Origin of the sequence: Robiginitalea sediminis, from assembly GCF_002198115.1 — a bacterium.
GTDB classification, from domain to species: domain Bacteria; phylum Bacteroidota; class Bacteroidia; order Flavobacteriales; family Flavobacteriaceae; genus Robiginitalea; species Robiginitalea sediminis.
In genome coordinates, this window is sequence record NZ_NGNR01000003.1 from 193,945 (window position 1) to 215,628 (window position 21,684).

The window sequence follows — 21,684 nt, forward strand, 5'->3', positions numbered from 1 at the left end:
GACATCTGTGCCCAGGGCGATGACAATACCGACACCGATGGTGACGGCGTACCGGACTCCTGCGACATCTGTGAGGCCGGTGATGACAATACCGACACCGATGGTGACGGCGTGCCGGATTCCTGCGACATCTGTGCCCAGGGTGACGACAATACGGATACCGACGGGGACGGCGTACCGGACTCCTGCGACATCTGTGCCCAGGGCGACGACAATACCGACACCGACGGTGACGGTACTCCCGATGCCTGCGATGAAGAGGTCTGCGACGGCCTGGACAACGACGGGGACGGAGAGGTTGATGAAGACCTGGATTGCGACCCCTCCGACGGTTGTGAAACAGCCTTTGCCTATTTCGAATCTACCGCGCGGTGTTTCAAGGAAGATGGGTTTGGCCGCTGGGGCTGGACCAATTTCTTCGATACCGAAGGCACCTATACCTTCCCGGTATATTCCGGTGCAGGGCAGTGCAACCTGAGCAAGGGAACACATACCGCTAACCTGACCGTAGTTTATGCCAATGGGCAGGTGACAGTTTCCGCAGCCACGTTGCCGGGCTATGTAATGCAGGAGGTACAGCTCTATGTGGGATCGGATATGTATCCATCCAACAAAAAAGGGGACCCGACCGTTGCCCCCGGCCAATATCCTTATAAGGACGACAGTATTTCAGATGCCCAGACCTATGCGTTTAACCCCATAAGTGTGAGTAGTGAATTCTACCTGATCTTCCATGCGAATATCTGCCAGACCGTACCGGTTAGCCGCCCGTTTGGCGGGAATACCACCCTGATGCAACTGAAGCCCTATCCGACCATTTTCGATAATGAGCTCCAGGTGGCTATTGACGCATCGGCCGATACCCGGGCTATTATTCAGGTATACAACATGAATGGGGTAATGGTAAAACGGATGGTTACGGACCTGCAGAAAGGTCATAATGAAATTCCCCTGGCCCTGCCCGGTCTGAATGCCGCCATGTATATCCTGGAGGCGCGAACCCCGGAAGGCGATAAACTCGTATCTAAGATTATTTCCAGATAAACCAGCCAACAACCAGACTAACAGCCGCGGCACCCCAGGGTGCCGCGGTTTTTTTATGGCTTTTTGTTTCCATGATGGGCGCCTGCAGTGGCAGCCGGCATCTTTGCGGGGCCTGATGGAGTTTCGGGCAGGAGGTATCCGAAAATCCGGAAAAGAGTAGGAGTCATAAATCCATTGTTTACGATGATACGTCTTTGTGCGGGCATCCTGTTTTTTTGGTTTACCCATGTGGGAGTGCCCATTCCACCAGAACCTCCGGGCCAGGAGTGCTCGGTGACCGCCACGGGTTGGGTCCATTCCGAAACCCTTGGTTCCTTCCAGGCCACCATTACCGTAACCGGCCCTTGCGATGCCACCTTGGCCGAAAAAATGCGCCATGCCATTGCCGAATTGAGGGCTGGCTTCAAGTAGAAATCCTAAAAACAAAAACACCATGAAACACGTTACAACACTTCTTCTGATTTTATGTATCAGCCTGCCTGCCTGGGCGGTGGAAAACACGACTCCTGCCCCAGTGGAGGAAGTCCGCTATGAGCTATGGGTAAGCGGGACCCGGGAGGGACATACCCAAACCCAGTATGTAAACGCGGCAACCCCTGAAGGGATTTCGGCCGCAGACCATTCCTCCCTGGAGGCCTGGCTGCTCTCAACCTTTGAGAACAATGAGGATTGTACGGTCTCCATAACCGTAAAGGTCCGCGTGGGGTGGGACAGCAATTTCGTCGAGGCCACGGGTACTGTATCCGGAATCCCCTGCAGCGAAATGGTGGAAGCTATCCGGAACCTCAGGGAACAACTCATGGCCGGGATTAAGTGATGCTGGGTCCCTTACGGTATGCATGGAGCTGGTTATTCCTGTTTCTCGGTATAGTTCCGGCTTCCCTCGGGGCCTTCCAGGATATGGAAGGGCAATGGGAAGCCCAATACACCTTCCGACTGGACCTGGGGATGGCCCGGGAATACCAGGCAAGGCTCAGGGCTTCTGGCAGCCGGGGTTTGTTTACCTGGGGTGCCCTCCGCGCTGCGGAGAAGGAGACCACCGAATATGAATTTAACCTGACTCTGGGGGCGGCCGATTCGGTTGGCAGCTACACCCAAACGGATCTGGAATCCGGGAAGATGCTTTCCCGGATTCCTTTTGCCGGGGGCGAGGCGTATACCGTTTGCGAACCCCTGCCGGGGATTCCCTGGCGGTTTACTGGGGCCGTCCGTAAACTGGGTCCTTGGGATTGCCAGCAGGCACTCGGGCAATTCCGGGGCAGGGAATACGAGGTCTGGTTTACCCCGGAGGTTGCGGTGTCCATAGGGCCCTGGAAATTGCAGGGAATCCCTGGCCTGGTGGTACTGGCCACAGACCGAGCCGGGGCTGTAACACTAAGCCTGACCAGTTGGAAACCTTCCGGAGAAGGGGTACCCTGGGTAGAAACCCCGGAGGATTGTTTGGATGTGGAATCCTATGCGGAATTACAGCGCGAATGGGCGGCTCGCCTGATGCGTCGGTTGAAGGCGCGTATGCCCCGGGGGGCGCAGCTCTCCCTGGGGGAACAAAATGCCCTGGAGCGATTTGATTAGGTTGTTGAGATGCTATAGGGCCCTCCCATTCCTGGCATTCCTTTACGGGGTCACTGGCCTTCAAAGCCAGGGTATTGTGGAGGGCTCTCTTCGGGATAGCCTGGGTTACCCGGTCCCTTATGCCCAGGTACAGGGTCGCAGGGATGCGGGATTGCCGTGGGCGATAATGGGCTTTACCGATTCCCTGGGGCTGTTCCGCCTCGCTCCAGGCGAAACCCACAGCCTTGCCCTGCGTTTTACAGCCCTGGGCTACCTGCAGCAGGATACCCTCCTCTCCCGGGGGAAAGGGGGACAATGGCCCCGGTTATCCCTGGTGATGCCAGAAGCAGCCGTGGCCCTTCAGGAGGTGGTACTTCGGGGGGACCAGGCCCTTCGTATCCGGCGGGATACCATAGAATTCCGGGTGGATACCTACCTGAAGGGGGCCGAGGAAGTGGCCGAGGATGTGCTTCGTCAGTTACCCGGGGTTTCCGTGGGGGAGGATGGGGAAATCCGGGTGCGCGGCAAACCGGTGCGAAGTGTCCTGGTGGAGGGGGATGACCTGATGGATAGGGGGTATAGGGTACTGACGCAGAACCTGGACGCCTCTGCCATAGCCCGGGTACAGGTACTGGAAGGTTATCAGGAAAACCAGGTCCTGGGTCGGATGAAGCCTTCAGGAGAGGTGGCACTGAACCTGGTGCTCCGCCCTGAAATTAAAGGCAAGTGGGCCGGACGGCTGGATTTGGGTTCAGGAGGCATCCGCAGAAACCAAAGCAGGGTCAACCTGATTAACCTCAGGAAGGGTACCAAAACGTATATCCTTGGCAATGCCAATACCACGGGCGCAGATCCGGTGGGGGATATCTATTCCTTGTTACACCCGGACCCCCTTGCCGGGGAGTACCCTCCGGGCAGTGGGGAGAACACCGGGTCGGCGGGAATGCCCCAACTGATCCCCCTGCCATTGGACCGCTCCCTTTATTTACCAAACAATGCCCGTATGGGAGCCTTTAGCTCGGCAGCCCATCCGGCAGAAGGCGTAAAAATAACCACCCAAGTGCTGGCGGCGTCGGAAAGGGTCCGAATGCGCTGGAGGCACAAGGAAACCCTCGTAGCCCCGGATACTGTTTTCCGGTTTACTGAAGCCCGGGATCAGCACCTTCGGCAGCGGGTATTCCAGGGGAAGGTGCTACTGGATGCAGGCGCCGATACGCTTTGGCGGGTATCCCTTAAAAACCATTGGAGTCTCAGCCGTGCAGAAGGTTCGGAACAACTGCTCGTAAATACCAATCCTCAGGTGCAGCAAACGCAGGGAGTTCTTAACCGATGGGATACAGCCCTGGAGTTTTCCCGCCGGTGGGATACCCGGACCCTGGTGCGGGTGGGGGGGCGGTGGCTTCAGGAAGGCAAGGAGCGTTTGCTGGAGTATGACGGATTTGCTTTGGCCCCCGTGTTTGGTGGAGAAGGCCAGGGTTGGGAAACCCGCGAGGAGGGGCAACTGGGGTTGGGATACCTTGGGTTTCGGGCAGGGGTACTCCGCAGGTATGGCAGCCGCCACCTGGAATTCCAGGCCCAATTGGAAAAGGTCCGCTGGCGTGGGCAGCGGGAATTGCGCTTTGGAAACCCGTCCGGGTTTCTGGGCCCCGGGCTTGCTGTGGTGTCCGAACACAGACGCAGGATCGGGTTCCTTCTGGAGTGGGGCAGGGAAGGGGAGCACCTGCGTTGGTTGCTGGGCCTGCGACTGCAGTATACCGGAAGTACGTTCCCGGGCCAGGCGGCCCGGCCTTCACCGGGGTGGGTTTTCCTGCCATCTGCCCGGCTGCGGTGGCGGCCACGCCCCCTGCATACCTTTCGGGCGTCGTACCGGTACACGGCACGTGAAAGCCACTTCGAAAACCAATGGCAGGCCCCGGGTCTCCGGGATTACAGGACGGTACACTATGGGATGGGGCACTGGACCCGATTTCTGGGGCACCAGGCTTCTTTGGGGTATACCTACGGCAACTGGGGGCACCAGACAACCTTCCAGGCCCTGGGCATGTGGAAGCTGGAACCGCTTTTTGAAGGGCGCAGCCTGGTGCAGTCCGCCACCTATTCCGGCACCAGACTCCTGCCGTTGAGCGGGAGGCAATGGTTTCAGGTTACCCTGGACCTGGACCATTTCCTCCCTTCCCTCGGAGCCAACCTGAAATGGAAGGTGCAGTTCAACCGCAACCGAAACCCCATGCACATCAATGGGGTTCCTACCCTTCGGGTAAACCAATCCCTTAGTTGGGGTCCGGAGTTTCGGATGGCGCTGGGAAATAGGTCTGAAGCCCATTCCGGTGTCGCTTTTTCCCGAACCTGGCTACAGACGCAGGGTAAAACCCGGGCCGATGCGCTGAAGGGCTTCCTGGACCTGGATTCCCATTGGGGGCAGGGGTGGTCCGGTCACCTGACCACGGAATTCATTGCCAACCCCGATTCCGGGTCCGAACCCCTATGGCTGTCCCATCTGCGGGTGGTTTTCAAGCCGGAAAAAGGGAGGTTTTCGTACAGGCTGGGGGTAGAGAATCTTTGGAATGCCGGGTTTTACGGGGTACGGTCCCTGCAGCAGGCCGGGTACCAGGATTCCGGGTACCCCTTGCTGGGCAGGCAGGTCCTGATCCAGGTTTCTATGCGGCTTTGAGGGCCTGGTCCCCTAGCGCTGCACTCCTCGTAGGATCACCCGCTCGGGCACCAGGGGAAGGGGAATTACTTCCAGGACGGCACCCTCAAAATCCGTTAAAACCACACCTCCTTCCGGTGACCCATCGCCTTTGACGTATACTACCAGGCTCCTTCCGGTTTCCAGGTCGGTATCGAAGTTGCCAAAGAGGGGGCGGTTTCCGGTTTCCGCTTGCATACGGGCCTGTAGACCCGGTAGGAAAGGTTCCCCCCCAGCCGCAAAACGACCCTGTGCCAAATCATAAGAGGCAGGTTGGGAAAAGAAAAGGCTGGGTTGCTGGTAGATATACCGCACCAACATCTGGTCCCCGGCAAAGCTTGAGGAAAACAGTCCCTCGTTCTGGATCGGGAATCCGGGAATCGCTCCACCGGGCCCAAAGCGCATGGTTGCGGTTTGGTAGGATTCAAACGTAAAATCGGTTTGGAAAATCAACAGCTCGCCATCGCGGAGGGTGGCCGCCTGGAAGGCGGTGCCGGCACTAATGGTGGTCATTACTTCCCCGGTCGCCAGGTCCACAAGGCCCAAAGTAGGCTCCCGGGTAATGGCCGCCCTGTAGTAAAGGACCAGCAAGCCGTCCCCGAGCAATGCGTCCAGCACCCCATCTTCCCCGGCGTCGGCCAGGAACAGGTCCGTACACTGGGCTGAACCCCGGGGGTTGATCCGCACCCGGGTCTCGGGCGGCCCGTTGGCGGGAAAGGCGCTGTATACCATTACTGAAAATTCGGAATTCCCCCAGAGGGACCGGATAATCTTCGGCATGTCGTTTTCGGTACTGAACCCGCAAATGTCGGTAGCCCGGAAAACTGTCCCGGTTTCCCACTGCTTGGCATACACGGCAGACTGCTGCTCCTGCCAGGTAAAATAGGCAATTCCCTCTTCGTCTATTTGCCTTCGCCCGTTTTCGAGAAAGGAAACCCCCAGTTCTGCCCCAAGGTCCACAATTTCGGCAGAACCGCCTCCGGTCTGCATATTGATCTGGACCGGGCCCGAGCCGCCTTCGGCAACAGCAATAAAGGTCAGGGGCACTTCCTCCTGAGGCGCCAGGGGGGCATCGTCTGAGGTACAGGATGCCAGCAAAAGGGAGCCCAGGAGCGCCGCAAAAGCGAAGCGAAAGGGTTTCATAGCGTTTTTTTGGAGTACCTAAAATATAAAAAAAGAATCAGGCAGGTCCCGGATCCCGGAAATCCCCCGGGCCCAAACCCCTGTTTTTCAAAATTGTCTAATTTGAAGGGGCCTTATAATCCCCAAAAACACGGACCATGCAAAACGACCTTCTGGTATCCTACCTCACCCTTCGAATATCCATCGGTTTTGTAGCCATTGGTATTCCGCTCTTCCTGGTAGTGGGATCGATCTGGTTGGGAGACTGCACCCAGGTACAAAGTTCCATTTCCGATTACTATCACACGGTTATGCGCGATGGCCTGGTGGGCACCATCTGCGCTATCGCCTTCTTCCTCTTTGCCTACAGGGGGTATGATGTACGGGACTTCTGGGCGACCCGTGCTGCGGCCGTTCTCGCGCTTTTCGTTGCCTTTTTTCCAACCATTTTCACGGATGTGCCCGAACCCCCATGCAACATGGTGCGACCCATTGAGAACCCGCTTGTCAATACCATCCACTTTACCAGCGCCCTGCTTTTTTTCCTGGTGCTGGCCTATATCTCCCTGGTATTGTTCACCAAAACCGACCACCCGGAAGCCATGGGACAGCGCAAGAAAAACCGCAACCGGGTTTACCGCGTTTGTGGTTGGGTCATGCTGGGTTGCCTGGCCCTGCTTGCCCTCTATTTTGCCTGGTTGCGGCATGCATGGCCGGGACTGGCACCCTACGACCCGGTCTTCTGGCTGGAATCCATCGCCCTTTGGGCCTTCGGAATTAGCTGGCTTATAAAAGGCGAGATCTTTATGAAGGATCTTCCTGCGCCCAAACCTCAACAGTCCTGAAGCATCCGGAAGTCATGAAAAAACCCATAGCCGACCTGCATTGCCACCCCAGCCTTAAACCCCACCTGAACGAAGAAATAGGGAGTATCTGGGACTTCCGGGAGAACCCAACAGTGGACGAGGTTTTCCGCCTGGTCAGTATCCGTAAACTCGCCCTGAGGGGGCTGGCGGCCAAGCTGGCGCTTAAAACGCAGTCTAACCTGGACAGTTGTTTTAAGGGGGGCAACCGTCTGGTGTTTTGCAGCATTTATCCCTTCGAGAGGGAGTTTATCAGGCCCGACAGGCCTTTTAAACGCGCGGCTTTACCAGTAAAGTGGGCCCTGCAGCTCCTGCTTCGCAAGCGCTATAAAAAGGCGATAGATACCAAACTCATCCGGTTAATCACGGGTATCTCGCCCGGGGCAGCCCACGGGTTACTGGACCAAATCCATACCCCTGGGGCACGGGTCAATTACATGGACGATTTCCGAGAAGAGTACGAATACCTGCTGGCCTCACAGGGCCCGCGCCCCAAGGGGGCCATAGCCAACTGGCACCCGAGTTTCAGGCTGGTGCAGAATGCAAGCCAACTTCCAACCGCCGATGACCAGGACAAAATTGCCGGGGTCATTACGGTTGAAGGCGCCCATGCCTTTGCCGAGTACCCCCTGGAGTTCCTGCGGGAAGATATGGGCTTTGAAGACCTGCCTCAAACCGAGCAAGCGAAGATACGGGCTTCTTTCCGGCAGAATCTCGGGGTTATTAAGGACCCGGACAAGACGGCTTTCCCACCGTTTTTTGTAACCTTTTCCCACCACTTCCACAACTTCCTATCCGGGCACGCGAAAAGCTTCTCCGGGCTGTTCTCCAGGGTCTTCAACCAGGAACCCGGACTGGAAGCCGGGCTGTCATCCCTGGGGCGAGAAGTGCTCGAGTTGCTCCTGCAACGGGGCCCTCGGGTTGCCCGGATTCTGATCGATACCAAGCATATGCCGCCCGTAGTCCGGCGCGAGTTTTACCATTTGGTGCGCTCCCGCCGCCGCGCGGGGGATGCTATCCCGATTATCTCTAGTCATTCGGCCGTGAATGGTTTGGCCTCCCTGGAGGAAGCCATACGCAACAACAGCAATAGCCGGGCGGAGCGTCGGTCTTACGTCAGCAAGTTCGGGATTAACCTGACGGATGAGGATATCCGGGAGGTTTACGATTCGGACGGGCTTATCGGGATTTGCATGCACGATGGGCGGATGCCCGGGAGGAAGTTCAAACGGAAACTCCGCGCGGTACGGGCCCACCCGGAAAAGGCCAAACGCCTGTACGCGCAGATGTTTCTGACCAATATCCTTCATGTGGTACGGGTAAATGCCCGCCATCTGGAATCCCTTCGCCTGTCTGGCCAGGACAGCACAGCGCTACTCACTGCCTGGGACACGGTTTGCCTGGGCTCGGATAACGACGGCATTGTAGACCCGTACAACACGTACGAAACGGCCGCAGACCTTTCGGATTTCCGGGAGAAGATCGTGGAGGCGTTTAAGACCCAGGAAGCCCCGTATATGAAGGACTTTCGCATCCTCACCCTTCCGGAAGAGGAGCCTATAAAACCCGAAGAACTTCAAAAACTGATGATGGGCCAGACCCCGGAACAACTCGCAGACCGCATTTTTTACGACAACATCCGGAATTTCCTGGAGCGGTATTTTACAGACGCATACCGGTTTGAGGGGGCGGTGGTTTAGGTTTTTGTTCAGGGTGTGTGGACCGGCCTACCTGGGGGTGGATAATTCTGAGATGCATCATCCAGGACTAAAACCCAGTCAGAGCCCGTTGCTGGAGGCATAAATACCATGTTCTCTTCACGCTTAAGTTCTTCAACTGGACATGCAGATCCTGATCTTGGATCGTACCACCAAAGGCGCAAAACGTCTCCCTTTAAGGCTCGTAAATTCAATGTTACTTTCTCCCCTTGCGGCAGATATACCATAGCATAACGTCCCCTTGAATCCCTTGTTGCCACAGGACTCATGACAGTTTCAGTTTTTTCCTCCATCAGCATTTCAGGGTCTGGTATACGCGAAAGAAAGGGTCTGGAAAGCATTAAGTCCTTCAGATGTTTTACCTGTGTAGCCATGGGTAGGTCCAGGGAAGCCTGCCATGGTCCCAAGGGTCCATTAATGGGTTCGCGGCCTGGTTGGTACATCTGCCAGACGGCATGGCAGCCATAGGTTTGACCGAAGGCTCCGGCAAAAACATTTTGAAACATAATCCTCCTGATTTCAGATGTGGTGCTATATCCCAGCTCGGACGCATTAAAACACAATGGGTGGGCTTCGTATAGGGGCTCCCCATCCAGAACAGGCTTCACCGGTTTCAGTTCATAGTCGTGACGGATTTTTAGATAGGAGGGTTCTGAATTGCAATGACCGGTTTGGTGCATGTTAAAGTCGAGCCATTCTTCATTGTGAAACCAGGTGGAAGAGCCTCCACCATTCTTAGGCTGAGGGTGAAACGACATCAATGCCTTACCGTTGTCTCCAGTTCCTTGCACAATGCCCTCGGCCAACGCATTCCATATCGAGACATCCCCGGAACCTGCTCTGGGATTTCGATCTCCCCCAATAATCCATATCAAGTTCGTTACCCCTGCGTATCTTTTGCCCAGCCATTGTCCATAAGCCAATGCATTTTCTTCATGGAAAACCTCTGGTCCAACCCCCCAGGATTCTGTAAACACTTTGTCCCCCCATGTGGGGAGCAGGGCAATATACATGCCGCGTATTTGGGCTTTTTCCAAAAGGTAGTCAATCAGGGAAAAGTAGTCCGGATTAGGTTGGGAGGGGTCATCAGCTAGAAGTGGGAGATGGCCCTCCCGATTTGGGGTATGTAGCCCGTCCAATTCGGCAAGCGCAACGGTCTGAATAACATTGAATCCCTGGGTATGGCGTTTTTCGAGGTAATAATCAATCTCTTCCCTGCTACACCTATGGGTCAACTCCCAGGCTGTATCTGCCATCCAGAAAAATGGCGTCCCGTCCTGTTGCACGAGAAACCGTTTGTTTTTACTAACCTTGAGCGGAGGGGTCTGACAGTGGACGAACCCGTACAAAAGGAGGGCTATCAGTAGAAGCGGACGATACATGAGAGGTAGGTTTGACATAAGGAAATTACCATTTTTTGCCCAGACCTGGACATGATACACCTATCCTGTCGCCCATCGCAGATCCCGTTTATAAGGGTTTCAAAAGCACATAGTGAGCTACCTTTCTTACCTTTAGCATATTGAATGTCTGTTTTGCCTACCCTCGCCGACCACATCATTGCCTTTAACCGCCACCTGGAGTTTACAGGGCGTTTGCCCAAGGGGGTCGGGGTATTGAACCCCTTTCAGGACAACCCGGAAATCCTCCCGATCTCGGAGGCCTTTTACCGGAAGTACTATTCGGATACCAGGCCCCGGCGGCTGATTATGGGGATCAACCCGGGGCGGCTTGGGGCCGGGGCCACGGGCATCCCGTTTACGGATACCAAAAGGCTTACAGAAGTATGCGGCCTGACCGGGCCGGAATTCCACACTCACGAGCCGTCTTCCGTCTTTGTCTACAAGCTTATAGAAGCCTACGGTGGGCCGGAGAAATTTTTCGGGAGGTATTACATCAATTCGGTGTCCCCGCTTGGGTTTGTGAAGCAGGGCAAAAATGGGAAATGGGTGAATTACAACTACTACGACAGCCCGGCCCTGTTTAAAGCCATTACCCCGTTTGCCCATAAAAAACTACAGGAACAACTGGGCTGGGGCCTGGAGACGGACACCTGCTTTTCCCTGGGGAAAAAGAATGCCAGATACCTGAAGGAACTCAATGAAAAAGGAGGCTATTTCGACCGGATTGTGCCTTTGGACCACCCCCGGTATATTGTGCAGTACAAATCCAAACAGATTGATGCGTATGTAGACGCCTTCCTGGAGGCGTTGGGGGAGTAAGGAAGTTGGCGCGCGGGCGTTCGACTCCCGGAGGCGGAGGCGGAGCCGGAGAGGTTACCTCGCTGTGCTCGGTGTTCTCTGAGTCGTCAGTCCTGCAAATACAAACCCGGCCCTGGCGACGCCAGGCCGGTTTTTTATTTCCTAACTGCTCACTCGAGCAAGCTCAGCTCGCTTTTTGGAAATAAAAAACCCCGCCGGATTCCCGGCGGGGTTTGTGCTTGATCGTGGAGCCGGGGAGAATCGAACTCCCGTCCAAACAAGCAATACCTATGCTTTCTACATGCTTAGTTTTTGTTTGGTTGTCGGCGTGTAACTGACCAAAAACCGCCTATTACACGCTTAGCTTCTTTAGTTTGATGCCGCTATTGAAGCCATAGCGGCACGATGTTGACTTTTATGGTGCCCCCGGAAGGGTCGCCGTCAACAAGGGCTACCCGGGGACATTTAGCTTTCCCGCCTTGCGGGACTAGGCCATGACTTACTGTAATTCGGTCAATTAGGCAGCTAAAGCGTAGTTAGACTCGCCATTTAAAAGGGTTGAGTCATGAGATTAACGAGCTGTATCCCAGCGCTCGGCATGCTTACATAGCCATTGGTCTCGCTGTCAAAACCAGTCGGCCCCATAGTTTCAATGAACTTCTGAAAGGAAGGCAAAGGTACGCAAATTCGCGGGTTCTTTCCCCCCACCGGAAATCCGCCGGAAATCGTTTGCGTACCCCTGCGAATCCACCTATTTTTGCTCAAATTCCATACCAAACCCTCAGATGAAGTTCGGATTGATTCGCGAGCGCAAAAACCCGCCAGACCACCGAGTGGTGCTGTCCCCGCGGGCCTGCCAAAAAGTCCTGTCTGCTTTCCCCAAGGCTCAAATTACCGCCGAGGCTTCCCCCGTTCGCGTCTTTAAGGCCGAAGAGTACGAAGCGGTGGGCATCCCGGTTGCGGATTCCGTCTCAGATTGCGACGTTTTGCTGGGGGTAAAGGAAGTACCCGTTTCCGCCCTGCTGCCCGGGAAGAAGTATTTCTTCTTTTCCCATACTATCAAGAAGCAGCCCTATAACCGCGAATTGCTCCGGGCCATCCTGCAAAAGGACATCGAACTTTACGACCACGAGGTGCTGACCAACCCCAAGGGGGTACGCCTGGTGGCCTTTGGCCGGTATGCCGGTATCGTAGGTGCATATAACGGCATCCGGGCCTATGGGTTGAAATATGATGCCTTCCAATTACCCAAGGCGGAAACCCTTCCGGACCAGCAAGCCCTGATCCGTGAACTAAGCCAACTCAAACTCCCACCCATTAAAGTGGTGCTCACCGGCAGGGGCCGGGTAGGGAGCGGGGCCCGCGAAATGCTGGACGGCATGGGTATGCGGCATGTAACCGTGGCGGAGTTCCTGGAGAAGACATTCCAAGAACCCGTGTATTGCCAGATAGACGCCTCCTTCTACAATAAGCGGAAGGATGGGGTACGCGGAAACAAGGAAGATTTTATTGCCCACCCCGAGCAGTACCGCTCCAACTTTTTCCGGTTTGCACGGGTGGCCGATGTGTTTATCGCCGGGCATTTTTACGGGCAGGGGGCCCCATACCTCTTCACCCGCGAAGACGCCCGCCACCCGGAGTTCAGGATACGGGTGGTTGCCGATATCTCTTGCGATATCGACGGGCCTGTGGCCAGTACCCTGCGCGCCTCCACCATTGCAGACCCCGTCTATGGGTACGACCCGGTATCCGAGTCTGAAACCGATTTCCGAAACCCGGATGCTATTGCCGTAATGGCTGTTGATAATCTGCCTGCCGAACTTCCTCGGGATGCCAGCGAGGGCTTCGGGTCTGCCTTTGTCAAGCATGTGATCCCGGCGTTTTTCAATGGGGATGCAGACGGGGTCCTGGAACGCGCCCGCATGACCCGGGGAGGCAAACTGACACCCCGCTACGCCTACCTTCAGGATTACGTGGACGGAAAGGAATAGACCCGGGTTACCTGGGGGTGTTTCGCGTGCCCAGGGAGAACAGGCGCTGCTCTCCATTTAAAGTATAGGGTTTTAGTCTCCCAAAAGACGTTCCAGGGCATTGATATGGTTTTTGAAGGCTTTTTTTCCGCTCTCAGTGGCGGTATACCGCGTATTGGGTTTGCGGTTTAAAAAGCGCTTTTCCACAGCAATGTAGGCTTCCTTTTCGAGAGCCTTCAGGTGGCTGGCCAGGTTGCCGTCTGTCACTTCCAACAGGTCCCGCAACCCGGTGAAATCCATATGGTCATTCACCATAAGCACAGACATAATGCCCAGGCGGATACGGTGGTCAAAGCTTTTGTTTATGCCGTCTATGAGTCCCAAGGGCGGTTGCTATTTATCGTATTTGAAATACATCATACCCCCGTAGAGGATGTGGAAGGCCCCGAAACCTATGGCCCACAACAACAGCCCGTAACCGGCAAACTGGGTGGCGATCAGGCCCAGGGCAATCTGGGCAAGGCCCAGGCTGCGGATATCGCCCAGGGTGTATTTGCTCGCATTCAGACAGCTAAGCCCATAAAAGATCAGGGTAGCCGGCACAATGAGCGCGATATACCCGTATTGCAGCAGGGCCAGGCAAAAGAGGCCTCCCGTGGCCAGGGGGATCAGGAAATTGCCCACCAGGCGCCTGCTGGAGTCGGTCCAAAGCTTTTCCCCGTTTTTCCGGGCTTTGCGATAGGACAGCCAGATGGCCGTAGTTACTGCCAGCAGGAGAACCACCAGGGCAATCGCCAACAGGCGGACGACCATGGTATCGTCTGTAATCCCGGGGTTTTCGGATGCCGAGTCGAACCCCTGGCTCTGGTTAAAGGCAGTAATCTGGAAATGGGCCACTGCCGCCCCCGCAAGGGCATATAGGCCGGCCAGTACCCCGGCAAGGCCGCTGAGTGACAGGAAGCGGGAGGAACGGGCCATCATGGCCCGGATTTCACTCAGGTCTTCCTGGTATTTATCGTTATCCATAATAAAAGAACTTTGAATTACAAAGTAAATAAGTTTGCGCCAGAACTCCAAGCCCCGGCGTTGATTTTATTCCGGGAGGATTTCCCAGCTGGCCTCGGGGTGCACGCCAGGAGCCGTATAGGCCCCGAGGGCCCGGAGTCTAAGGGCTACCCGCTCTTTCTTCTCCAGGGTTTTGATATTGAGGGTGTAGGTGCCCCCCGCCGGGATTTCAAAAACCGGGGAGCTGCTGTAAAAGGTATATTCCATCACATTCTCGAAGAGGAGGGGGCTGCTGCTGGTATTTTGCAGTTCTATCCGCAGGATCTGTGTTTTGGGGATGTAGGCGCTGCTCTTAACCTGTACGCTGGCCTGGAGGAGGGGGATGAGGAATTCCGGCTTCCCTACCCACAAACCATTATATACGGCTACCGTCCGACCTTGAAAGAGCGCTTCCCTCAAGCCCTCCACCGTCCGCTCCCGGGAAAAGACCAGGGTAACCGGGCGGTGTTTCCCGGTTTCGATGTAGTCCCAGGCAATGAGCCCGTGGATATCGCTGGTCCCCATAATGGTCAGGTTCTGTTCCAGGGCAATCGCCAGGGCTTCCTCCGAATAGTCCGTGGTGTTGATCACTTCTATGCCATGGAGTTCCCCTGCCGCAATCCGCGCTTTCTGGAAATCGCTTAGGACGGGGTTCCCCTGGGGCTGTTGGGCATACCAGGCCGGGTGGTTCCAGAACACAAAGGCACCTTGTTTACGCGCTTCTGCAAAGGGTACTTCCGGGTCCTTAGCCAGGAGGGGGTTGGCATCCGATATAAAAATGGCATTGCTGTGGCCCATAGGGGCCTGACGCGTAATTTCGGATCCGTGGACGAGGAGCAGGTCATGGTCTTCGGCCTCCTGCAGGGCAATCTGGTAGGACCGGTTGCGGTCCGGGTGGGGAATATCCTCACTATGCGGCTGGTATTCCAGGTGTTCGGTAAGGGAGATGACATCCACCCCTTCTCGCAGGGCTTCCATAACCCGGATGTCCGGCCAGACACTACCGTCGGAAAAAACGGTGTGCTGGTGCAGATCCGTGACCAGGGTCGTATAGCCAGGTATGTCAGGGAAAGCAAAGGGTTCCGATGCGTGGTGGGTGTGCTCCTGGGCCGCAACTGGCAAGAAGACAAAGGCTGTGAGTATCGAGAACAGGCGTTTCATAACAGGTTGGTTTGCCTATAAATGTAGTGCGGTCCTGCCTGCCCGCCAAACGCAATACTTTAAGAAATGGCTATCCACGCTGCTTTTTTTGCAAGTCAAAGGCATATTCGTTAATACTTTGTTGATAAAATCGAAACAATGTTTCGGATTCCTCACTATATTGACAAGCTCGATTAAGACCGTATTTGTGACCTTCAATTGGATTCACCCGGGGGCCCCGGACCCCGATTCTGAAAAGCGCGCCATAGAACTGGAATACCAGTTGCGCCCGCGTATCGTCCGCTTCCTGATGGATCGGCTGGGCCCGGAGTACCTGGGGGATTTTACCGACTTTCATTTCGATGTGGATATGATCCGCAGGGAGGTACGCCTCTCCGACAAAACCCCTGCTGCTTATCTCACGGTCCTTGCCTGCGACTTTATGCAGGAAATCGGAATGAATTGTTGCTAGGTACCCCGGCCCATGAATCCTGCGGAAGCCTACATACTCAACCAGGAAGAGCCCTTTCGCAGCATCCTGTTGGAACTTCAGGCCTTCATCGAACACCACCTGCCCCAGGCCGATTTGAAGTATAAATACCGATTACCCTTCTACTACCTGAAAGGGAAGCCCTTTTGCTACCTGAATACCACAAGGGAGTATGTGGACCTCGGTCTGTGTCATGGCGCCCACCTCACTGTACACCTGGATCAATTGGAAAGCAAAGGACGCAAGCTTATGAAATCCCTACGGTATCCTACTTTGGAATCCATAGATCACGCCGTACTGAAAGAGGTGCTGCAGGAGGCGGCCAGGCACGCGGGCAAGTCCATTTTCAGAAGGTAAAAACAGCTACGACCCACGCGAAACACGGGCTGGTTAATCCACCAGCACGATCAGGGACTGGGTCTGGGCACGAACGGCACGGTCGAACAGGTCCTTAAGGGCCGGGTAGAGTTCTGCGGCCATGTGGGGGGCACCCAGGCTGAAGTTAAAGGTCAGCACGACCGTATTCCCCTGTTGTTTTGCATCGAAAACCAGGCGGGCCATGTTGTCGGGCAGGGCCACCATCGATTTTTCCGGAAGGCTTTCCACGGTTAACCCTTCCGGAATGGTGATGCTTATGCTGTAGCTATAGCCGCGGGCATAGGCGAAATCCACGGGGTATAACCTGGAATCCAGGGTAAAGGGATTGCGGTTGAAAAAGCGGATCAGGAAGGGGTCCAGGTAGATCCGGTTGCCCGTAATGCGGTTTTCGATCTCAAAATCGAGCCGCTCATAGGTGCTCGTTTCCGAGCTTTTTTCCTGGTCCCACTCCAGGGACGTTACTTGCATATCTTCCCGGAAGGAGTCCTCCAGGGCATCGTCGTAGCTTTCGGACTCGGCTTTTTCCTGCCGCTTTTCAATGGCAGGATACCCCGCCGTGAGCCAGTACAAAACCCCCGTACCCGTACTACCGTCTTCCTCCAGCACCAGTTGGGCCCGGATATTGACCATGTTGCGGTCCTCCAGGTTAAAATCCTCCCAGAAGCTGTCTGCGTCAAAATCCATCACCCGGCCGTAATAATTTAGCGCCCGCTGCGGGAGCATGCCAAACGGGGTGTACTTGTCGGTGGCATCCAGGTAGTATGTTTTGCCGTCAATTTCGCAACGGGCCAGTACATAGTTGAAGTCGGACATCACCGGGTGGCTTCTCTTGGGCAGGCCACGCCCCCTGGTGGCACTGAGCACTAATTGGGCGGGGATCCCGGCGGCATTCAGCAGGTTAATGAGGGACATATTGATTTCGGACACATTGCCGCTGCCTTCCTCAAAGGCCTCCTTTACCCGGCTTTCCCGGTAGATGCCGTACTGCCCGTTCCAGTTATAGTGGGCCCGGACAAACTCATAAATACGCTCAGCCCGCTCCAATAACCCACCTTCGCTCAGTAATTCCGGCGGAACCTGTTTCTCAAAGAAATTGCCTTTTTTGAGCTGCCGCCCCAGGTCGCTGTCTTTCCTGAATTCCGAATCCACATCGTCCCAGGTTTTGGTGAAGCGCTCGATCTGCCCATTGATTTTGCGCCATTCGGAGAGCTCGAATTCCATCCGGGCCTGGTAGTTGTTGGCAGCCAGCATAAAGGATTCCTCGCGGAAGGCCGGGATATCCTTCATGGCGTATTTCAGTTTTTCGCAGTCTGCGGGTTTGGGGATACCCGGGATCACCAGGCAGTCCCGTTCCAGTTCGGCTTCATTGACATCCAGGGAAAGAAAACCTACCAAGGCGCGGTTATAGACATAATTCCCGGGGATCCTCGCATTGAATTCCGAATACACCTTCGGGATGTCGGCCTGGAATTCCCACCCATTGAAATTATAGATGTACGGGCTTCTCAGGATATAGGTGTATTCCAGAACCGCCCCTTCCCGGATGTCCGGGAAACTGAAAGTGGCTTCGGACCAGTTGGCACCGGTATCCTTATAAAAAATCTGGTCCTGCGCGACGCCTACCCGCACGGTGCCATTGTGCGTCATGGCATGGATACTCATGATCTTTTCGGACGTATCCGCCCCCCTGTAATACGGAATGCTTACGGTACCCTGGTCAAAACCCTCGGGTTTCAGGATTTTGATTTTGGCGTGATAGGCCTTGTAGAGCCAAATCCGGTTGCCATCCAGGTCGAAGTAATTGTCGCCCCGTTCATAGAGGTAAACCGCCGATGCCGTGGTATCCGCTTCGTATTGTTCAAAGTTCTTTTCCTTGTAGGTAAGGGTACCAAAAGTATGGGGTTCCTGGGCAACAAGGGTCCCGGCAACTGCCAGGATTACGCCCAGCAAAAGGCTTTTTTTCATGGTTGGTTCAGGGGGGTTATGCCCTGCTATTAAAAACGGATGACTACCTCGCGTATTGCACACAGCCGGGTAAGAAGTCCTTCCAGCTGGTCCAGCGGGAGCATGTTGGCCCCGTCGCTCTTGGCATTGGCCGGGTCGAAATGGGTTTCAATGAAAATGCCATCCACCCCGGCGGCCATCCCGGCACGGGCAATGGTGTCGATTAGGCCGGGCCTGCCCCCGGTGACCCCGGAAGCCTGGTTGGGCTGTTGGAGGGAGTGGGTCACATCCAGTACCACGGGAGCGTACTGCCGCATGGTCGGGATCCCCCTGAAATCGACAATCAAATCCTGGTACCCGAACATGGTCCCCCGGTCCGTGATGACCACCTGCTCGTTTCCACTGTCGGTAACCTTGGCCACCGCGTGCTTCATGCTTTCCGGGCTCATAAATTGTCCCTTCTTCAGGTTTACAACCTTGCCGGTTTCGGCTGCGGCTACCACCAGGTCGGTCTGGCGGACCAGGAAGGCGGGAATCTGGAGGACATCCACGTATTCGGCGGCCATGGAGGCATCGGAGACCTCATGGATGTCGGTAACGGTGGGCACATGGAAGGTTTCGGAAACCTTGCGGAGGATTTTCAAGGCTTTTTCATCGCCTATCCCCGTAAAGGAATCCACGCGGCTGCGGTTGGCCTTCTTGAAGCTCCCCTTAAAGATGTACGGGATTTGCAGCTTTTCTGTAATCCCCACAATAGTCTCGGCTATCCGAAGGGCCATGTCTTCCCCTTCAATGGCACAGGGTCCTGACAGCAGGAAGAAATTTTCGCCGGTGGCATGACGCAATTGCGGGATTCTTGAAAGCTCCATATGCTAAAGTTTTGACAAAGATAGCACTTAATCGGGGCGGTGCCGCTTACCTTTAGGACCATGTGCATGCGGTTTTTCAGATTTGCAATAACCGGAATTGTCCTGCTTTGGTCTCTGTCCCTGGCTGCCCAGCGGGTAGAAAAGGGGTTGGGCACCATAATTCTGGAGCCCCACCAGTTCCAGGTGAATCTGCTGCTTCCCGGGTTTTCCTATGAGTTCGGCCTTTTGCCAAACCTAACAGTTGGGGCGGGCCTGGGCCTGGGGCTGGCCACCCCGTCCGAAGGGTATTCCCTGGCCCCTTCCTATTTCGCGTTTTCCCGCTACTACCACAACCTCAGGCGCCGCACAGGCATCGGGAAAAACACTGCCGGCAATTCCGGGAATTACTTTGCCATCGCCTTCAACCATTATTTCGTGGAATGGGAATTGGCCGGTAACCTGGATAATGAAGGGCGGGACCTGATTTTTCTTGGTGGGATGTACGGGTTGCAACGAACCTTACCAGGCGGAATTTCCATTGGGGTGGAGGCCGGAGCGGGGTATTATTTTCGCAACAGGATCAGTTCGGGCATTGGCCCGGCGGTAAATTTCCGTTTGGGGTGGAATCCGTTTGCGAAACGGCGGAGGAACCCGATGGAATAGGGCAGGAGCAATTGCTTTTCCAGCGTGCTGATGCTACAGGGGCCCCCCACCCTCCCGCCCATGAAAGTAATCCCACCTACTGCAACACCATCGCATAAAAAGTTAATCCACTTAAAAACAATAAGTTGTAATGAGGACAGCCCAATTTTTTGGGATTTAACCTTCCCCTACGATTTATCCCGAATTCCTGTCTATCTTTGCGCCGCTTTACGAAACGACATGAAGGACATCCGCAACATTGCCATTATTGCCCACGTAGACCACGGAAAAACCACCCTGGTAGACAAGATTTTACATTTCTGCCAGCTCTTCCGCGAGAACGAGCAAACCGGCGACCTGATCCTGGACAACAACGACCTGGAACGGGAACGGGGCATCACCATCGTTTCCAAGAACGTCTCGGTGACCTACAAGGATACCAAGATCAATATTATCGATACCCCCGGCCACGCCGATTTCGGGGGAGAGGTGGAGCGGGTGCTCAATATGGCCGACGGGGTTTTACTGCTCGTCGATGCCTTTGAGGGGCCCATGCCCCAGACGCGGTTTGTATTGCAGAAGGCCATCAATATGGGCCTGAAACCCTGCGTGGTAATCAACAAGGTAGACAAGGAAAACTGCACTCCGGAAGAGGTGCACGAAAAGGTCTTCGACCTGATGTTCGAGCTGGGGGCCGAAGAATGGCAGCTGGATTTCCCGGTGGTTTATGGTTCTGCCAAACAGAACTGGATGGGCCCGGACTGGAAGACCCCTACCTCCAGTATCGAGCCCCTGTTACAGATGGTCATCGAACACATCCCTACATTTACCCCCAAGGAAGGCAGTACTCAAATGCTGATTACTTCCCTGGACTATTCTTCCTATACCGGGCGGATTGCCATTGGCCGCCTGCAACGCGGTTCCCTGAAGGAGAACCAGCCGGTGACCCTCGTAAAACGGGACGGGCGGCAGGTGAAGACCCGGATCAAGGAACTCTACACCTTCGAAGGCCTGGGCCGCACCCGGGTAGGGGAACTCCAAACCGGGGACATCGGCGCCCTTGTTGGCCTTGAGGGGTTTGACATTGGCGACACCGTGGCCGATGCCGAAGTACCCGAAGCCCTGGCGAGCATCGCCATCGACGAGCCTACCATGAGTATGCTCTTTACCATCAACGACAGCCCCTTTTTCGGCAAGGATGGGAAGTTCGTCACCTCCCGCCATATCAAGGAGCGCCTGGAGAAGGAGCTGGAGCGCAACCTGGCCCTGCGGGTGCAGCCCACGGACAGCGCAGATAAATTCATGGTCTACGGCCGGGGGGTACTGCACTTATCGGTCCTGATCGAAACCATGAGGCGCGAGGGGTACGAACTGCAGATTGGCCAGCCACAGGTTATCATCAAGGAAATAGACGGGGTGAAATGCGAACCCGTGGAGCACCTGACCATAGACCTGCCGGAGGAAGTTTCCGGGCGGGCCGTGGAAATGGTTTCGGTGCGCAAGGGGGAAATGATCCATATGGAGGCCCGGGGCGAGCGGATGTACTGCGAGTTCCATATCCCGTCCCGGGGTATTATCGGCCTTCGGAACCAGTTGCTCACCGCCACGGCTGGCGAGGCTGTCATGGCCCACCGCTTCCTGGAGTACCAACCCATGAAGGGGGAGATCCCCATGCGGCAGAACGGCTCCATGATCTCCATGGAAAACGGCACGGCTATCCCGTATTCCATAGACAAGTTGCAGGAGCGGGGCAAGTTCTTTGTAGACCCGGGCGAGGACATCTACGAAGGGCAGGTTATCGGGGAGAATTCCCGGGGAGACGACATGGTGGTGAACGTGACCAAGACCAAGAAGCTGACCAACGTTCGGGCTGCCGGTTCGGACGACAAGGCCCGGATAACCCCTGCCATTAAGTTTTCATTGGAGGAAGCTCTGGAGTACATCCAGAAGGACGAATACGTGGAGGTGACTCCCAAGAGTCTGCGGCTGCGCAAAATCCTGCTGAAGGAAACAGACCGCAAGCGCGGCAAGGCCCTGTAG

19 protein-coding genes, 1 other RNA gene and 1 pseudogene are annotated in these 21,684 nt (G+C 55.5%); 13 read left to right on the plus strand and 8 right to left on the minus strand.

Going from position 1 to position 21,684, the window contains the following annotated elements:
• The 5 genes and pseudogenes from CA832_RS10700 to CA832_RS10720 form a co-directional block, all read left to right on the plus strand.
• Positions 1 to 1,044 (plus strand): annotated as a pseudogene (locus CA832_RS10700) (T9SS type A sorting domain-containing protein); the annotation flags it as partial.
• 183 nt (positions 1,045 to 1,227) lie between these two features.
• On the plus strand, positions 1,228 to 1,455 hold the full coding sequence (locus CA832_RS10705; protein ID WP_088341610.1) for a hypothetical protein: 228 nt from the start codon (positions 1,228 to 1,230) through the stop codon (positions 1,453 to 1,455).
• Positions 1,456 to 1,477: 22 nt separating this feature from the next.
• Positions 1,478 to 1,861: a hypothetical protein gene (locus CA832_RS10710; RefSeq protein ID WP_143542375.1), complete on the plus strand. Its 384-nt coding sequence runs from the start codon at positions 1,478 to 1,480 to the stop codon at positions 1,859 to 1,861.
• Positions 1,861 to 2,616 carry a GLPGLI family protein gene (locus CA832_RS10715; RefSeq protein WP_088341612.1) on the plus strand — a complete coding sequence of 252 codons (756 nt, stop codon included), beginning with the start codon at positions 1,861 to 1,863 and terminating at the stop codon, positions 2,614 to 2,616. Before CA832_RS10710 ends, CA832_RS10715 begins: the two co-directional genes overlap by 1 nt.
• 76 nt (positions 2,617 to 2,692) lie before the next feature.
• Positions 2,693 to 5,266, plus strand: a complete 2,574-nt coding sequence (locus tag CA832_RS10720) for a TonB-dependent receptor (protein WP_088341613.1) — start codon at positions 2,693 to 2,695, stop codon at positions 5,264 to 5,266.
• 12 nt (positions 5,267 to 5,278) lie between these two features.
• On the opposite strand, the gene CA832_RS10725 is transcribed toward CA832_RS10720, so the two are convergent.
• Positions 5,279 to 6,427 carry a hypothetical protein gene (locus CA832_RS10725; protein WP_088341614.1) on the minus strand — a complete coding sequence of 383 codons (1,149 nt, stop codon included), beginning with the start codon at positions 6,425 to 6,427 and terminating at the stop codon, positions 5,279 to 5,281.
• A gap of 137 nt (positions 6,428 to 6,564) precedes the next feature.
• Here CA832_RS10725 and CA832_RS10730 point away from each other — a divergent pair, with 137 nt between their 5' ends.
• Both CA832_RS10730 and CA832_RS10735 read left to right on the plus strand, forming a co-directional pair.
• Entirely contained in the window at positions 6,565 to 7,251 is a 687-nt protein-coding gene (locus CA832_RS10730) for a DUF998 domain-containing protein (RefSeq protein WP_088341615.1), read from the plus strand.
• A gap of 14 nt (positions 7,252 to 7,265) precedes the next feature.
• On the plus strand, positions 7,266 to 8,969 hold the full coding sequence (locus CA832_RS10735; protein ID WP_088341616.1) for an amidohydrolase family protein: 1,704 nt from the start codon (positions 7,266 to 7,268) through the stop codon (positions 8,967 to 8,969).
• Positions 8,970 to 8,977: 8 nt separating this feature from the next.
• On the opposite strand, the gene CA832_RS10740 is transcribed toward CA832_RS10735, so the two are convergent.
• The gene (locus CA832_RS10740; RefSeq protein WP_088341617.1) at positions 8,978 to 10,369 is read right to left on the minus strand and encodes a glycoside hydrolase family 140 protein; all 1,392 of its coding nucleotides are present in this window, start codon (positions 10,367 to 10,369) and stop codon (positions 8,978 to 8,980) included.
• A 144-nt stretch (positions 10,370 to 10,513) separates the two neighbouring features.
• On the opposite strand from CA832_RS10740, the gene CA832_RS10745 reads away from it, so the two are divergent.
• Positions 10,514 to 11,209: an SMUG2 DNA glycosylase family protein gene (locus tag CA832_RS10745; RefSeq protein ID WP_394335749.1), complete on the plus strand. Its 696-nt coding sequence runs from the start codon at positions 10,514 to 10,516 to the stop codon at positions 11,207 to 11,209.
• A gap of 222 nt (positions 11,210 to 11,431) precedes the next feature.
• Here CA832_RS10745 and ssrA read toward each other — a convergent pair.
• Positions 11,432 to 11,831, minus strand: a transfer-messenger RNA (tmRNA) gene (gene ssrA, locus CA832_RS10750).
• Between the two features lie 142 nt (positions 11,832 to 11,973).
• Here ssrA and CA832_RS10755 point away from each other — a divergent pair.
• On the plus strand, positions 11,974 to 13,179 hold the full coding sequence (locus tag CA832_RS10755) for an NAD(P)-dependent oxidoreductase (RefSeq protein ID WP_088341619.1): 1,206 nt from the start codon (positions 11,974 to 11,976) through the stop codon (positions 13,177 to 13,179).
• Positions 13,180 to 13,251: 72 nt separating this feature from the next.
• Here CA832_RS10755 and CA832_RS10760 read toward each other — a convergent pair whose 3' ends face one another.
• The 3 genes from CA832_RS10760 to CA832_RS10770 all read right to left on the minus strand — a co-directional run bounded on the left by CA832_RS10760 (position 13,252) and on the right by CA832_RS10770 (position 15,363).
• Entirely contained in the window at positions 13,252 to 13,542 is a 291-nt protein-coding gene (locus CA832_RS10760; protein WP_143542376.1) for a winged helix-turn-helix domain-containing protein, read from the minus strand.
• A gap of 9 nt (positions 13,543 to 13,551) precedes the next feature.
• On the minus strand, positions 13,552 to 14,184 hold the full coding sequence (locus tag CA832_RS10765; RefSeq protein ID WP_088341620.1) for a hypothetical protein: 633 nt from the start codon (positions 14,182 to 14,184) through the stop codon (positions 13,552 to 13,554).
• 66 nt (positions 14,185 to 14,250) lie between these two features.
• Positions 14,251 to 15,363 carry an Sb-PDE family phosphodiesterase gene (locus CA832_RS10770; protein WP_088341621.1) on the minus strand — a complete coding sequence of 371 codons (1,113 nt, stop codon included), beginning with the start codon at positions 15,361 to 15,363 and terminating at the stop codon, positions 14,251 to 14,253.
• Between the two features lie 187 nt (positions 15,364 to 15,550).
• On the opposite strand from CA832_RS10770, the gene CA832_RS10775 reads away from it, so the two are divergent.
• Together CA832_RS10775 and CA832_RS10780 are read left to right on the plus strand one after the other, a co-directional pair.
• Positions 15,551 to 15,814, plus strand: a complete 264-nt coding sequence (locus tag CA832_RS10775; protein ID WP_088341622.1) for a hypothetical protein — start codon at positions 15,551 to 15,553, stop codon at positions 15,812 to 15,814.
• 12 nt (positions 15,815 to 15,826) lie between these two features.
• Entirely contained in the window at positions 15,827 to 16,189 is a 363-nt protein-coding gene (locus tag CA832_RS10780) for a DUF1801 domain-containing protein (protein ID WP_088341623.1), read from the plus strand.
• Between the two features lie 33 nt (positions 16,190 to 16,222).
• Here the strand turns inward: CA832_RS10780 and CA832_RS10785 are convergent, their stop codons facing one another.
• On the minus strand, positions 16,223 to 18,175 hold the full coding sequence (locus CA832_RS10785; protein ID WP_088341624.1) for a DUF3857 domain-containing protein: 1,953 nt from the start codon (positions 18,173 to 18,175) through the stop codon (positions 16,223 to 16,225).
• A 29-nt stretch (positions 18,176 to 18,204) separates the two neighbouring features.
• Entirely contained in the window at positions 18,205 to 19,023 is an 819-nt protein-coding gene (kdsA, locus tag CA832_RS10790) for a 3-deoxy-8-phosphooctulonate synthase (protein WP_088341625.1), read from the minus strand.
• Between the two features lie 66 nt (positions 19,024 to 19,089).
• Between kdsA and CA832_RS10795 the strand changes: the two genes are divergently transcribed.
• Positions 19,090 to 19,665: a hypothetical protein gene (locus tag CA832_RS10795; protein WP_088341626.1), complete on the plus strand. Its 576-nt coding sequence runs from the start codon at positions 19,090 to 19,092 to the stop codon at positions 19,663 to 19,665.
• 219 nt (positions 19,666 to 19,884) lie between these two features.
• Positions 19,885 to 21,684, plus strand: coding sequence for a translational GTPase TypA (gene typA / locus CA832_RS10800; protein WP_088341627.1), 1,800 nt, complete (start codon positions 19,885 to 19,887; stop codon positions 21,682 to 21,684).